12 protein-coding genes are annotated in these 14,979 nt (G+C 40.2%); 10 read left to right on the plus strand and 2 right to left on the minus strand.

What is annotated here, in order from left to right:
• The first annotated feature begins 29 nt into the window (after nt 1-29).
• From MHB85_RS09295 to MHB85_RS09340, 10 genes are all read left to right on the plus strand, one after another.
• Complete coding sequence (locus tag MHB85_RS09295; RefSeq protein WP_192134726.1) at nt 30-602, plus strand: hypothetical protein; 573 nt, start codon at nt 30-32, stop codon at nt 600-602.
• A gap of 4 nt (nt 603-606) precedes the next feature.
• The gene (locus MHB85_RS09300; RefSeq protein WP_192134728.1) at nt 607-1,293 is read left to right on the plus strand and encodes a hypothetical protein; all 687 of its coding nucleotides are present in this window, start codon (nt 607-609) and stop codon (nt 1,291-1,293) included.
• A gap of 2 nt (nt 1,294-1,295) precedes the next feature.
• On the plus strand, nt 1,296-3,473 hold the full coding sequence (locus MHB85_RS09305; RefSeq protein ID WP_192134730.1) for a discoidin domain-containing protein: 2,178 nt from the start codon (nt 1,296-1,298) through the stop codon (nt 3,471-3,473).
• A gap of 65 nt (nt 3,474-3,538) precedes the next feature.
• Nucleotides 3,539-4,849, plus strand: coding sequence for a laminin G domain-containing protein (locus MHB85_RS09310; RefSeq protein ID WP_192134731.1), 1,311 nt, complete (start codon nt 3,539-3,541; stop codon nt 4,847-4,849).
• A 59-nt stretch (nt 4,850-4,908) separates the two neighbouring features.
• Nucleotides 4,909-6,075, plus strand: coding sequence for a discoidin domain-containing protein (locus MHB85_RS09315; RefSeq protein ID WP_192134733.1), 1,167 nt, complete (start codon nt 4,909-4,911; stop codon nt 6,073-6,075).
• Between the two features lie 59 nt (nt 6,076-6,134).
• Complete coding sequence (locus MHB85_RS09320; RefSeq protein WP_206759577.1) at nt 6,135-7,373, plus strand: SPRY domain-containing protein; 1,239 nt, start codon at nt 6,135-6,137, stop codon at nt 7,371-7,373.
• Between the two features lie 261 nt (nt 7,374-7,634).
• Nucleotides 7,635-9,509, plus strand: a complete 1,875-nt coding sequence (locus tag MHB85_RS09325) for a hypothetical protein (protein WP_341072796.1) — start codon at nt 7,635-7,637, stop codon at nt 9,507-9,509.
• An 11-nt stretch (nt 9,510-9,520) separates the two neighbouring features.
• Nucleotides 9,521-11,479 carry a DNRLRE domain-containing protein gene (locus tag MHB85_RS09330; RefSeq protein ID WP_341072799.1) on the plus strand — a complete coding sequence of 653 codons (1,959 nt, stop codon included), beginning with the start codon at nt 9,521-9,523 and terminating at the stop codon, nt 11,477-11,479.
• A gap of 139 nt (nt 11,480-11,618) precedes the next feature.
• On the plus strand, nt 11,619-11,888 hold the full coding sequence (locus tag MHB85_RS09335) for a hypothetical protein (RefSeq protein WP_146117065.1): 270 nt from the start codon (nt 11,619-11,621) through the stop codon (nt 11,886-11,888).
• 214 nt (nt 11,889-12,102) lie between these two features.
• Entirely contained in the window at nt 12,103-12,405 is a 303-nt protein-coding gene (locus MHB85_RS09340) for a YunC family protein (protein ID WP_341074213.1), read from the plus strand.
• Between the two features lie 127 nt (nt 12,406-12,532).
• On the opposite strand, the gene mtnA is transcribed toward MHB85_RS09340, so the two are convergent.
• The gene (mtnA, locus tag MHB85_RS09345) at nt 12,533-13,606 is read right to left on the minus strand and encodes an S-methyl-5-thioribose-1-phosphate isomerase (protein WP_341072801.1); all 1,074 of its coding nucleotides are present in this window, start codon (nt 13,604-13,606) and stop codon (nt 12,533-12,535) included.
• A 23-nt stretch (nt 13,607-13,629) separates the two neighbouring features.
• Nucleotides 13,630-14,847, minus strand: coding sequence for an S-methyl-5-thioribose kinase (gene mtnK, locus MHB85_RS09350; RefSeq protein ID WP_210107625.1), 1,218 nt, complete (start codon nt 14,845-14,847; stop codon nt 13,630-13,632).
• Nucleotides 14,848-14,979: the final 132 nt, after the last annotated feature.

Genomic DNA, 14,979 nt, shown 5'->3' on the forward strand with positions numbered 1-14,979 from the left:
GATTTTGAGATGAGATAGGTGGTGAAAGTATGGCGATTCAAGAAATTGCATTAGATATAGATCTATCTGTAGGTATTTTTCAAGATACGATATTCGAGGATCAGAAATTGAAATTAAGAGAGTTGAGTCAGGATGCGGACGGGAATTCAATCTATCCAGCTAATGGATCTTGGGAGTCCACCGCGATTCGAATTCAGGACAAAATCGCTTCATTTAAAGGTGTGGCTGCAAGTGTAGACGCATTGGGAGGAGCATCATTCAAAATCTACTGGAGTACATCTGAGGATGGCTTTGAGTGGGGGGCGTATGAGGAAATTTTAGCAGATGTGACTGCCCCTAAACCTCCTGCAAAGTATGCGAAGGTGAAAATTGAGATTGTTACTGAGAAAGAATATTCGAATTTCTACATAGACGATTTTAATCAGAAGGGGAAATACAGTAATCCCTTTATTGAAAGTGAATCGGGTTCACTGGGTTTAAAGAAAATATATCAATTGAACATGGAACGAGCCTTGGATACTCCAACAGGGATGGTGCTAAGTCAGAAGGTTGAAAAAGTGAAATTCAAGAAATTAGATAGGATTAGAGTGAGTAAGGGGTGATTTTATGGCAGTTCCAGCGACTACAGGGCAGTTAAGAGAAAAACTTTCTGAGATGGAGATCGGAGATTATATTGTCTGGAAGTACGACAATACAATAAGTGGATACATTTTCGGAGGAAGTACGGCGGGTTATACAGAAATTCCGCTAACAGGAAATCCATTAGCCAGTATGCCTCTGAAATATTTCTGGTATGCCATCAAAGTGGATAAAAGTTTGTTAATAGCAGATAGAATTGTAAGTAACTCGATAACGTGGGATTGGTTAAATTCCAATAAGTTCGTCGAAGGTTCGCCACGCATTATAAGTGAAACATCAGGTGTTGTGCGTTGCCCAAGTGGGGGTGTTGCATATGCCGATTCTAGTGGAAATAAAGTTTTAACTACAACTAATACAGGGTATGGAGCTTGGCCTACGATAAATGAGTGGGATACATATGTTGTTAAATTCCCAATGAATAAGATTCTTTCTGGAAAATCATTGAATGATGTATGGAACTTTAAGTGCATGACATGGTGTGAAGAAACGACAATATCTCTATCTGGAACAGTACCCGGAGGCTGGACAACGGGTGGCAGAACAGTGCGTTCTGAAAATACAACAAACAGCAAAGATAGATTTTGGAGTACAGCTTCCAATTACTCCAATGTAGCAGTGGGCTTTCGTCCGGTATTTGAATATAAGGAGGTGTAATGATGGCAGCTGTAGGAGATCAAATAAAAGAACCGGAGGCAGGATGGAGGCGCTATGATGATACACATTCAGGATTTAAGTATACAGGAAGTTGGTACAAAGTAACTGGAGATAAGTATTTTAATGGCAGTGTGAATGTAACAACCAAAGCCGCAGATAACAACTATGTTTCATTTAGTTTTTATGGAACGAAGATTAGGATTATATCTGACATTGCACAAGATAGGCATTCTGATAATACGATTACTGTAGATAGTGTAACTGAATCATTTAATACATACAAATCGGGAACTGCTGTATTAAATGCAATCGTCTATGAAAAAACGAACTTAACCCTTGGATTTCACACAGTTACAATTACAGTAGGGCATAATCGTACTAACTTCATCATGGATGCTATAGATATTAATGAGTCAGGCTATCTGAGCGGATACGCTCTAACTTCTCCAGAAACAGGTTGGAAGAGGTATGATGATAATATATCCTCAATTAAATATGTTGGAAGTTTCATTAACGGTGTTGGTGCTGGTGCATACAATGGATACTCTAATTACACTTCAACAATAGGTGACAAAATTGTTTTTGACTTTGAAGGAACTAAACTTAGAATAATTGTAGCAAGATATACCAATCGAAGTGATTTAGTCGAAGTTTATGTGGATGGCGAGTTGCATGGGACGCATTCACAATTAGGGTCAGAGCTTGCACAGACGCTTCAGGTTGAAATTGTTGGATTAACCCAAGCAAGACATCGAGTGGAAATTGTCAACAAGGCCAGCGAATCAGCGACAAATGCAAAGACAACCTTTATGGCGCTTGATGCCATAGATATTAATTCTGATGGTAGATTATTTCACCCTGATGAAGTCACAAGCATAATTGGGCTTGAAGTTGGGAAGCGTATCAGATGTCATTTCCAAGCTTCTACTTCTGGTGTGTTGGGTACATTTAGTGGCTTAGGGAAGGAAAATTCCTCGTTTATACCCACATCAGGTTCTATCTCTACTCCAAATGGAGACTTTTATTTTATAGTAGTTGAAAATTGGAATGGAGATTTAAGATTAATCGCAGATAGAAATGTACAGAATCTAATCAGTTGGGATGCTCTTAATAAGGATGGTATGGTATATGGTGTAGATACTATCTTTGAAAGAGAGTTAACTCCAACAGAGCTACAGGGGACTCCCTTTGCAAGTACTTCACTTGATGCATCAAGAACACCGGACAAAGCATTTGATGGAATAGTTTCAAGTAGTTCAATCTATTGGTATAGTGATGCTGTGGCAAGTGTTCAATGGATAGGATATGATTTTGGAGCAGGGAAGGAAAGGGTTATAAGTAGAATTGGATTATATGGATTTAGTCACACATATAACTACTCTCCTAAAAATTTCATCATTCAAGGAAGCAACGATAACGCTAATTGGATAGACTTCAGAACAGTAATTGATTCAGGTGTTTCGGCAGGAGTAAGCAGTACTTTCGATTTTAATAACGATAATGCGTTTCGTTATTATAGGATCTATGTAACAGAATCCTATAGAACTGCAACTGTAGGTGTTGTTAATACAGGTCTTGCAGAGTTTAAATTTTGGGAGTCAGACCCAATCATCACCACTAAGCCGTTATCAATTAGACTTTTAACTGGTGGCATATCTCCTACAGACAAAGATAACGAGTGGGATAAGTATATTGTGGGTTCTACGTTGGATGGTAAGATAACAGCAGGAGAAAACAGTCTATGGAATTGGCATGGCATGGCATCGTGGACTTCTACAACTAATATTGCTGGCTCAACTCATAGAACTGGACGAGGTGGTATTAGTGTGGGGTCGAGTGGATATAATCCAACTTCTTATACGACATTAGCTACTGCTACTGGTTTTAGACCAATGATAATGTTACCAAATCTGCTTATGATAAAGCACTTTTTAAATAGTGATGGATCGTATAAGAAGTACGAAGTAGACAATGCAACGTGGAAGACAATATCCGCAACTTTGCCTTCGGAAGAAACTTTTATTAATGATGGAATGGATGATTTATCGGTATTAGATAGGAAAGACGAAAATATCGTTCAAACCATGACTGCTAATGGATCACTTGGATCAGGTAAGTTGTTCAAGGCAAGTATTGATTTGAACAAGTACTTTGAAATAACAAAAATAATTGTGAAGTAGGGCTTGAATGTTCTACTTCTTTTTGTTTGTAAAATAATGATTTTAATTAGAAAGGAGATGGGTTAATGGCTGGAAAATCAAAGCCCAACATATTAAATCTAGGACAAGAAGCTTCATATCAAGTACTTTCACTGGTGGGGTCTCAAGGTTCAGGTGGAACAGTGCAGTTGCCCGGTTTGTTTGATGGAAATAATCCAAATGAATGGAACACTCTGAAAGTAATGTATTGGCAGACTGCGGATAACTTCATTGAGATAAATATATCAACTCCAAAAGTGAATATTTGGAGATCAGGAACCACTAGCTGGAAGCAATACATAGGCTCATTAAAAATTAAGTATTGGAATGGATCGTCATATGTAGATGTAACAAATAATTATCTTCAAACAGTGACTCAGATTGCTGAAACACAGTGGGAGAAAACTATATTGGATCTTCCATCGGGACGATATAGATTTGAATATGGAACTGCATTTAGATTGGATTCCGAATGGTTCATTGAAACTGCAATTTCAAGTAGAATCTTACTTTCATCAGGTGATAAATATTATTCGATTACTGAAAATCAAGGCGCGCACTTCGGAACTGATTCTAATATATTGATAAGCCCTGCAAGCAAATACATGAGAAACAATCATGGAACCGCCATAATGTTTCGCATTAAAACTATGGAATCAACTGGTCAACTATTCAGAAGTCGGAATGATACAGGAGTAATTTACACTATACAACTTAATCAAGGAGGATTTTATGTATCACTGGCAGGAGCCAGCAATGGGACATTGCAATCAGCTAAAACTGTAAATGATGGATTATGGCACGATGTCGTGGTTTATTTTCAAACAACTAGAAATAGTTCTGGAAACACAATGCATATTTATATCGATGATCTCACAAACCCTGACGCTACTCGGACTAGTATGGGACAAGCCAGTCAAATTGCTGACAGCGGAACAATGCATATTGGCAGTGGTTCAGGCAACACAAATCTAAAAGATATCATTTTTGTTAGCGGATATGACTCTGGAACTGGGGAGCAATATCAATTGGAGAGATACGACAATATCACAAGGAAAATGAGCGCGTTCTATCGATTTGAACAAAAACTAGAAAATAATGTTGTTATAAATACTATAGGAAGCGAAGACTATGGCATAGCAACCAATGTTACCATTGAAGTTCCTATAGTAAAAATGTTAGACGATGTAAACGAGAGCGCCATTATGAAGTATGGCATAGATGGTGGAATTGAACTAACATCGTTTGAAGAAATGCACGATATCTCCACTAATACAAAGTCAGTAGGATCAGGCAAAACCTTTGAACACACAATTGATATGTCAAAGCGCCGAGTGGACAGTGTTTCGCTTGGTTAAATTTACGAGGAGCACATCTATACGGTATGTTCTATTTGTTTTTGAAAGGAGATGATTTAATGGCTATTCCGAAGTTGTATGGAGAAAACATTATCCCTATTATGACAAGTAATTCAACATTAGGTTACACGTCGAGTGCGAGTAGTTACTTCGGATCAGGAAATGACCCATTTGTGGCGTTTAACGAGTCTAATAGTGAATGGGCAACACGCGGAGTTACAGGTTGGATTGCGATTATGTTACGACAATCTAAGAAGGTAGAAAAATATTCACTGTTAGCGACAACTGGTTCCACTATAACTGCTGCACCTAAGAATTGGACTTTTGAAGGTTCCAATGATGGAACTAATTGGACTGTACTGGATAAGCAAAATAATCAAATTTTCGCTAAAAGTGAGAAAAAGAATTATGAGATAGAAAATCAGATTAGCTATACCAGATACAGATTAAATATTACAGCAAACAGCGGGTACTCTAGTTTCACTCTTGTTGGTCGTCTGGAATTGTATGAAAGAGCATTTTACAACAAATTCTTGATTTCATTAGAAGATAATCATTATTCAGTTTCACCCTTAAAGCATAGCGACAGCACTGTAATTTCAAAGATGACATCCAATACAGCTCCTTCGGGTGTGGCAAGTGCAAGTAGCACGAACAGCCCATCATTTCCTTATAGGGCATTTGACGGAGATGCTAGTGGAACGTGGTATGCTACAGCATCATTTCCAATAACTTTACAGTATGAGTTTGCTCAGCCGAGACTTATTGGGAAATACTCATTGATTGGATACACAACCGAAAACAATTCTAAAACGTGGAAATTTGAGGGTTCAAATGATGGGGTTCATTGGATAACTTTGGACGAACAAATAAATCAGATTAATTGGACACTTGGAGAGGTCAGAAGCTTTTCATTTAAAAATACAACCAGTTTTAAAATTTATAGAATTAATATATCTAGCAATAATGGTGGTAGTATAATACAGGTTGCAGAATTGTTAATGTATGAAATATTGGAATTTCCCAAAATGAAGTTTTTAGATACTATGTCAGAATTAAACTTCTTGAATTATGGGCGCAACACTAAAGATGAAATAGATATGCATTTTGAATTAGAGATACGTTCATTTCAAAATAGCAACAATAGTATATTAGGGTCAGGAAAAATATTTAAACACAACATGGACAGGTCTAAGCATCAAGTACACAAGATTATATTAGGCTAGATTTTATGAGTACATCTATATGGGGTGTTCAATTTATTTTGAAAGGAGATGCTCCAATTATGGAAATAATCTCAGTTACATTAAACCCGAACGATATGGGTTCTGGATTCACGTTATCTAATGGTAACCTCACCATAGTCACCTCAACTGATTATCGTGCTATTCGTGCTACACACGGTAAGTCAAATGGTAAATGGTATTGGGAGGTTAAATATGATGCTGGAGTAAAAAACGTTCATATTGGAGTATCCAACAAATCATTCTCTTTAACAGGGAATATTGTTGCAGATAGCTCAATGTGGAGAACTTATTATGGGAATAGCGGCAACAAGTATCCAGAAAATTCAGCATATAGTACAGTATGGGATGTTGGGAATGTTGTGGGTGTTGCACTTGATCTTAACAAAGGAACATTAGAGTTTTTTAAGAATGGTGTTAGTATCGGCGTTAGTCACACTAATGTAAAGGAATTAGGAGAAGTTTATCCCACTTTGGGATCATTTAGTTCAAATAGTAAAACTGTAACAATCAATTTTGGTGCGAGTCCTTTTGCATATAGCGTTCCTAGTGGATATAAAGCTTACAATTTGGTGTACTCTTATAAGTTCTTGATTTCGTCAGAGGGCCAGCACTACAGCATTACAAATAAATACAAAGATAATGCTATTCCTGCCATGACATCTAGTACTAGTCCAAACGGTATTGCTGATGCAAGTTCGTTTTATACAACATTTTACCCATGGAAAGCATTTGATAGAATTGTTGATCCAAATGGATGGGTTGCTAATATCAATGTTCTAACTGGATGGTTAAGTTATGAATTTGATTCAGCTAAAACAATCTGCGCCTATTCAATTCAAGCAGGAACCACTCCTGTAAACAGACCTCCAAAAACTTGGACATTTGAGGGTTGGAATGGATCAGAATGGACTGTATTAGACTCAAGAATGAATGAACCAAACTTTGCGGGAGAGGAATATCGTCTCTACGAGTTTACAAATAAAGTTGCTTATAAAAAATACAGGATCAATGTAACTGCCAATCAAGGCGCGGGAGACTTCTTGGCGATTGGTGATTTAGGTATGTATGAACTTGATAAATACATATCTTCCGTAGACAATTTGGAAGCGAGTTTCCTTAAACATGGACTGGATAAAGGAATGATTATTGACCTAGAAGATGAATTCAGCGAAAGAAGGTCGTTGGTTAAAGATAGTGAAAAAATTGGTCCAGGGAAAGTCTTCAAACAAAAAATCAACACAACTGAAATCCCAATCAAGAAAGCATCAATTACATGAGCTAATAAAATGAACTATATATTTAGAATATAGAAGGGGGATGAGATAATGGCAACTTTAGGTCAAGCACTACCGCTTCCAGAAGAGGGTTGGAAAAGGTACGATGATACGAGCGATATTTTCAAGTACTCTAGTGGATTCGTTTTCTCTCCAAACGCTGTATATTACAACGGAACTTCTAGGCTTTCATCGTCAATAAATTCAACCGTAGAGTTCCAATTTGAAGGTACTAAGATTAGAATAATTGGTAACAGTCATAATATGGGATCATCTAATATCTCTATTATGATTGATGGAGTTACTGAAATTTACAGCCAATATAACCAAAAATCGGTCCTCCAGCAAGTATTGTTATACGAAAAAACATTAAGTAGAGGGATTCACACAGTTAAAATAACAACAAATGACGCTTCTTACGTTCTTTTTGATGCAATAGATATTTATGATAAGAAATACTATAATACACTTTTTCATTTTAGTGGGTCATATTACTATTATTCAAATGCATGGAACAAGATATCTAACAGTACACCAACGGAGCAAGATTACATTGACTATGGGATGGACGACATCTCCACCATACCTGAATCAGTATGGTTACAACTCACTGGCGAAGTTGAACTGTGTTACTACACGGATGACCTAACAAAAACAGAAGCCTCCTTCAACATCGAAACCGAACCCTTCACTCTTGAAGAGGAATGGGCAGACAAGGATATTGAAGTGCTTTATTATACTGATGATCCAACAATAACAGAATCGGTAGTTTCAATTGAAACTGATCCCTTTACCCTAGCCCAAGAATGGGAAGACAAAGAGATAAAAATCATTGAATACACTGATGACCCAAATCAAACCGAATCAACGATTACAATTGAAACTGAACCTTTTACCATCTATGACGAATTAGGTGACAGTGTAGATGTTCTATACTACACGGACGATCCATCCAAAACATCAGCGGAACTGAATATTACAGCTAACTACTCCCCATTGGATGAACTTGAGGGAGATTTTGATGTGGTTACGTGGACGAATGATGAAGAGGTAATTGCCGGTAATCGGGACATGATGCTAACGTATCACGCGCTACCGTTTGAGCAATTAATTGTGCAAGCAACAGACATAGCACTCTATGGAGATCTGAAAAAGATTGTCGCTACGAAAGTAACGGAGAACAGTCCGGAAGGTACATTAAGAATGGCTGCTTCGTTCGACTCAGGGCTCACATGGAAGACATACCGTTTCAACAAGTGGTTCGATATGGATATGAAGGATATAACCTTATTCAAAAGAAAAGGAATGAATCTGGACACACTCAACGCGATCCCTGAAAAGGATCTAATCGGTTTAACACGAATCGCCTATTATTTCGATAGCAGTAAGCATTATGAAAACAGCTATTTGCTTGACGAAGTGAAGATGGTCGTTGATGCACCGCGACATGCAGTGGAGTTTAGAGATATGTCACTGCAACTGTTAAACACCACGGCCACAATCAATCTGACCTTCTCTGGTAACAAACTTACAGGTGTGCTGGATGATGCAGATCAGGGCAAGGTTAAATACCGCGTCTTGTTGAACGGTAAAACGTATTATCCGGCGGATGGAAATTTTACGCGATTAGTAGCTTCACCATTCAATATTGAACTCAATATCGACGAGAGAAATGTTAATTTTGGCGTAGAGAATATATTGAAGGTTGAATTTCAGGACTATTGGGGTGCCGTAGAATCCAGGGAAACCAAGTTTATCGGATCGTATTCTGGATTAATGTTTATGGATGAGTCTGGAGATTTCCTTTCAGATACCTTTGGCGGAATTTTGAAGCAACTCGATTATGGGGTGATCATTGCCGGACAGACGACGTTAACGAAGAAAGTCAGAATCAAAAACATGCTCGGATATGCTGTGGATCATGTATACCTGGAGATGGATAAGAAATTCGAAACGGACGGTGTTGAAGTCCAATTATCCAGACAGGCCGATCCGTTTCTTCCAATCGATTATCTGACCTATGGTCTGATCCAACCGGAGGATAGCATCGATTTTTATATTCGCATCGCAACGGATATTCATGCCAAGCCGAACCCGAATGGTAATTTTGAAATGAAGGTCACAGCAGACCGTGTATAGCTCTCAATACAATGAGACAGGAAGTGAGTGGAATTAATAACGGGGAGACTCTATTAGATAGTGTTATACATATTAAAAGTCCGGAAAATCGTTTTGCAGCAAAGTATATCCTGTACAATCAGGTGCATGAAGAACTGCCTTCGACCCTAATAGCTGCTACAAGAAAAGTGTCCGAGATCGTATCCAGTGTCTCCGTACGTGTCAGACGGTCACAGGAATTGAGCAATTCGCTATATGTAATGTACAGGTCGCAAGGGGATCTGAGCGCAATCATTCAAGCGGCATCCAAAGTTGATCTTGAAGGCATGTTGTACGTTCGGCCACATAACCGTGCACACGGCAAATATGAATTACTGGAAGCACCGCGTGTAACTGTTAATCTTAAACCTCTTGCTGATGCAACCACGCGAAGTCAAAGTCACTTGCAGACGATTAACTTTGGTGATACACAGCGCATGATGATCGGCAGAGATGAGATGGAGCAATTCGAATCGTTTATACATTTCGGTGATCTGGATACCAGAATACCTGATCTGTTATATTTGGAAGAAGCTAAATTGAGGTTGTATTACACAGGAACCCTGGCACCTGGAGCACACATTGAGCTGCATCAGCCGGATACATTGTGGCGGGAGTACGGAATTACGTATGCAAACAGACCTCATTCCATTCAGCTCTTATCGTCCAGTTATGTCATTAATACGACTGAACGTTATATTGAGTTTGATATGATGGGATTACTGAAAATGTGGAGAGAAGATAATCTTTCAAATGTTGGAATGATTATTCAGTCTAGTGGTAACACGCCGATTTATTTCAACACTCGTGAGTCTTCCAAACCACCTGTTTTGCAGATTAGATATATTACTTCTCAAATCTATTCCATTGGTCGAACCGAAATTGAAAGTGAAGTTTTTATTTATGGTGTAGGCCGCAAGGATATAGCTTCAACGTTAGTTGTGCACAGTGATATTGGGCTAGATTGGCTCAAATCTCAGTTGTACGTCCATCGTTATGAGGATTACATGCATCATGATATACCTCAAGTCATCGCGGTCAGCCGTCCGGACCTGGATATAGATCTGACAATAGCTAAACGTATAGATGCAGAACTGGATTCGAACATTTCTATTATTGAAAGTAGAACAGAAGAGAAGGCAACATGGGTTGCTGTTTCTAAACCCGAGCTTCATTCGCAGTTCATTACTGCTATACGAACAACTAAGGATACAGACGGTAATCTTGCGGTTAGAACAGGTCTGGACGACGAAAAAACTGTAGAACTCGCAGTCTCTCATCCTGACTTATCTTCAGTTATTACGGTAGATAGACAAATGTCTCTGGTCAGTATGTTAACGATATCACAATTGTTTGAAGATGAACGGGTTACGAGTCTAATTGTATCCATACCTGATCTTCATGCTTCATTGGAAGTCTCCAATTATATAAAAGCAACTTCAACGTTGGGGTCTTTGCTAACGGTCATGTACGACGGTGATTCGACTGTCATTTCGGAGATTAAGGTTAATAAGCCTGATCTGAATAGTGTTCTTCAAGTCAGAGCATTAGATCATGATGAGAGAGCAGGGAGTCTTGAGATTCCTTATTTGGAAGAACAGCCTGGGCAATTATATATCTCCAGACCTGATGTACTTTCCAGCATTGAGGTCAAGTACATGGATGTATTGGATGGCCACATTAGTATCAAAGAAAGAGAATACTTGGACGGCTATCTTCAGGTGCGAGAGTGGAAGGCTATGCAGTCTACGGTAGATGTGAGACAGATTGAGGATATGGCTACTGAAATGACAATTTCCAAGCCTGATCTGGCGGCTTATGTCCAACCGAGAGTTATTGCGAATGAAGAGTTAGATTCGATCACAAGTATCCGTAAACGGGATGCCAGTGACTTAGTGACCACAGTAATTGTGAAGAGTCCAGGGAATCAAGCGTATTTTTACATTTTATAAAATGAGTTAACTATATAAGGGGGCATTGGCCCTCTTTTTTTTGCGTTTAGGCTCTTGCCCAACTCTAAGCATCTGTACTTTATTATGTAACAGTCCTCTTCTCGTTATGATACAATGTGTTCATCACATATATTAAGGAATGAAGACCATGCGTCAAGAGGACAGCATATTTGAACAGATTATGAAGCAGAAGAGGTTGAAGCCGATCAAGCCTGAAACCAATAGACTTCGATTCAAATCAATACATAAAAAGAAACTAGCTCAGGAGCAATTAAGTGAATTGGATGTCCAGTTCAAAAAGTCGGTTGCTGATTCAATAGACCGCAGTGTACTTCATAGACGTGTACTGGGAATTAGAAGAGAGTTAACGGAGATAAGACGATTAAAGAATGATGAGCATACGTTTTAAGGAAGGGCCACTTTGACTCACTTTGGGTGAGGTGGCTTTTTATATTCCAACTAAAGCATTTATCTACAATCTAAGTCTGCGAGAAGAATTACCAACAATATATTTGAACTGTAAGTACCTACATTTTCTCAAACACGGCAGGTGTCCACACGACAATCCAGAATGAGGCATACAATTATCGTGACCTGTGGAAGAGGAGGTGGATCGGGAAATTATGGTGACGATGGAGCCCATTATAGTTGGAGAGCATGTATTGGTTGGGGTAGAAGTCAAGCTACCGAAAACAACGTTGTTGACCATTAACACATCCAAAGGATATATCATGTGCGGAGCACTCGACGTGGGATTACTTAATGAGAAGCTCGGGGATCGCAAAATTATTGCGGCTCGAGCGGTTGGTGTGCGTACACTAGAGCAATTGTTGCATGCACCTATGGAGTTGGTGACAACAGAAGCCGAGGCCATGGGCATTACGGTTGGCATGACGGGTGTAGAGGCTTTGTTGAAAATGATCTAAGCACTAACAAAAGGGCTCCCCATGTGGGAAGCCCTTCTTTAGCGTCTTAGCGTTCTAATACAGAGCCGGGCACATCAGTAGCTACTAGCTCTATACACGAACTTTTTTCTTGAATACTCTTATTAAATTAAGCTTCTTCCTTCGCGAACAAGGCAGCCAAATTTTCTTGGAAAGGTGCGCGAACAACGCCTTTTTCCGTGATAATAGCTGTTACATATTCGTTAGGCGTTACGTCAAATGCTGGATTATATACTTTAACACCTTGCGGCGCTGTACGTTTACCAAATCCTTCGGTCACTTCTTCCGCAGCGCGTTCCTCAATCGGAATGAGGTCCCCGGATGGAGTGGACAAGTCGATAGTCGACAATGGGCTCGCTACATAGAACGGAATATTGTGAGCCTTGGCAAGCACGGCCACGCTGTATGTTCCGATTTTGTTAGCTACGTCACCGTTAGCTGCAACACGATCCGTTCCGACGATAACAGCTTGAATCCAGCCTTTGGACATCACCATGCCTGCCATGTTATCACAGAGCAGCGTAACGTCTATGCCGGCTTGCTGTAGCTCAAAAGCAGTCAGGCGTGCACCCTGAAGTACGGGACGAGTTTCGTCTGCAAATACTTTCAGGTGAATGCCACGTTCCTGTGCGAGATACATTGGAGCAGTTGCCGTACCATATTTCGCAGTAGCCAGTCCACCTGCATTACAGTGAGTGAGTACACCCATACCATCTTCGAATAAAGGCAGTGCATTCTCGCCGATCATGCGGCATACTTCTTCGTCTTCCTTCTGAATTAACAGAGCTTCTACTTCAAGAGCATCATTGCCCTCATCCAGACTCAGGCCGGATTCAACGACCTCATTTGCTTTTTGCATCATGCGATCCAGTGCCCAGAAAAGGTTCACCGCTGTTGGACGGGAAGTAGCCAGATGAGCACATATGGATTTTACGTGGTCCAACCAACCTTGAACGGTTGTTCCGTCATATGATTTGGCACCCAATACAACACCAAATGCAGCAGCAATACCAATCGCTGGAGCACCGCGTACTTTCATGGAGTGGATGGATTCCCATACTTCCTCGGGTGTATATAATTTCAACATGAGGATCGTTTCGGGTAGCATACGCTGGTCAAGCATTTCAAGCTTATCCTTTTTCCAGATGAGAGAGGACAGAGGCTGATATTCAGGGGTTGTCATGGGTGATTCCTCCGTTCCTTATGTTAAGCCTTAGTAGTAGTAACGGCTGTGGATACAATATCCATTACTTCGCCGATGGTATTCAAGCGACGATTGTTCTTGATCAATGCTTTACCAATGGACAACGCTTTACGCTGAGCATGTTCACGTTCAGTCGCATTTGGAATGGTATCTATATCTGCCACGTGAGCGAGTCCCACGATACGACGAACCATTTTGGCACCTGCAAAGCCGATCGAGTCTCTGAACAATTGTTGCACATACAGATCCTGATAGCCTGGCGTTTTTGCCATCGGATCAACGAGGTCGTGAACCCAGAGGGCACGGAAACGAGATTCGAATTCAGTCCATACATCACGAACCATATTCAGCATAAGCGTCTCACGCTCACGCAAAGCAGTCTCATCCTGAATCCATCCTGGCAGGGATGAGTAATTCAAGAGCAGGTTCGCAAGGACTGCACCAACATCAAATCCCATGGGGCCGTAATATGCAAATTCGGGATCAATGACCTTGGTTGATTCAGGTGTAACAAAAATACTTCCTGTATGCAGATCTCCATGAAGCAGTGCCTGCCCGTGTGTCAGGAATTTTTCCCGTAGTAATGCCACTTCAAGGTGAAGTTCTCCATCTGTGCGAAGGGCTTCAGCCTCGTCTTCAATGGAAGCATCATAATTATTTTTCTCGGCGATCCGATAGGGTTCATCAAAGATCAGATCCTCCGTTATTTTGCATTGGTCCGGATTAATGAATCTGCCCTGTTTTTCCTTCTTCAATTGCTGATCCATGCCCAAGTCGGATGTGAAGAACAGCGTTCTTGCCATGAATTCCCCAATATGCTGTGCAAAAAGAGGATAGGAAACACCTTCGATCAAGCCTTTGCGCATGATCACATGATCACTCAGATCTTCCATAACCGTTAACGCGAGGTCATCATCGTAATGATACACTTCGGGTACCATACCTGGACACAGACGATACTCTTCCTGAAGAATCTCACGTTCAATGCGGGCACGTACCAGAGAGAGCGGCCATGATTCTCCAACCACTTTCGCATAAGGAAGCGCCTGTTTGATAATGATACTTTTATCGGAGTTCTGATCCGTGATGTGGAAAACCAAATTCAGATTGCCGTCGCCGATCTCGTGACAATCCAGATTTGCATCTGCCGCAAATGGACCCGGTAATGTTTTGGCCAGTTCAATTGCATCCTGGGGGGTAAACGGGCGATATTGGGACAAAGGTGCCACCTCCATATATATGAAGAAACAGGAAAACCCACTTCTTTGCTTGGTATATGTCAGTATATCGGAAATAACGCGGTTTTTGAACTTTTTTTTGAGACAAGTCAAGTCGATCCTGATTCGAACTTC

Source organism: Paenibacillus sp. FSL K6-4396 (genome assembly GCF_038002525.1).
Classification (GTDB): domain Bacteria; phylum Bacillota; class Bacilli; order Paenibacillales; family Paenibacillaceae; genus Paenibacillus; species Paenibacillus amylolyticus_B.

Bases quoted from the DNA above. Each gene is read 5' to 3' on its own strand.
- mtnA (WP_341072801.1), bottom strand. From the start codon at position 13,606: ATGACAACCCCTGAATATCAGCCTCTGTCCTCTCTCATCTGGAAAAAG.
- MHB85_RS09340 (WP_341074213.1), top strand. From the start codon at position 12,103: ATGGTGACGATGGAGCCCATTATAGTTGGAGAGCATGTATTGGTTGGG.
- MHB85_RS09335 (WP_146117065.1), top strand. From the start codon at position 11,619: ATGAAGACCATGCGTCAAGAGGACAGCATATTTGAACAGATTATGAAG.
- MHB85_RS09315 (WP_192134733.1), top strand. From the start codon at position 4,909: ATGGCTATTCCGAAGTTGTATGGAGAAAACATTATCCCTATTATGACA.
- MHB85_RS09310 (WP_192134731.1), top strand. From the start codon at position 3,539: ATGGCTGGAAAATCAAAGCCCAACATATTAAATCTAGGACAAGAAGCT.
- MHB85_RS09320 (WP_206759577.1), top strand. From the start codon at position 6,135: ATGGAAATAATCTCAGTTACATTAAACCCGAACGATATGGGTTCTGGA.
- MHB85_RS09295 (WP_192134726.1), top strand. From the start codon at position 30: ATGGCGATTCAAGAAATTGCATTAGATATAGATCTATCTGTAGGTATT.
- MHB85_RS09325 (WP_341072796.1), top strand. From the start codon at position 7,635: ATGGGATCATCTAATATCTCTATTATGATTGATGGAGTTACTGAAATT.
- MHB85_RS09305 (WP_192134730.1), top strand. From the start codon at position 1,296: ATGGCAGCTGTAGGAGATCAAATAAAAGAACCGGAGGCAGGATGGAGG.
- MHB85_RS09300 (WP_192134728.1), top strand. From the start codon at position 607: ATGGCAGTTCCAGCGACTACAGGGCAGTTAAGAGAAAAACTTTCTGAG.
- MHB85_RS09330 (WP_341072799.1), top strand. From the start codon at position 9,521: ATGAGACAGGAAGTGAGTGGAATTAATAACGGGGAGACTCTATTAGAT.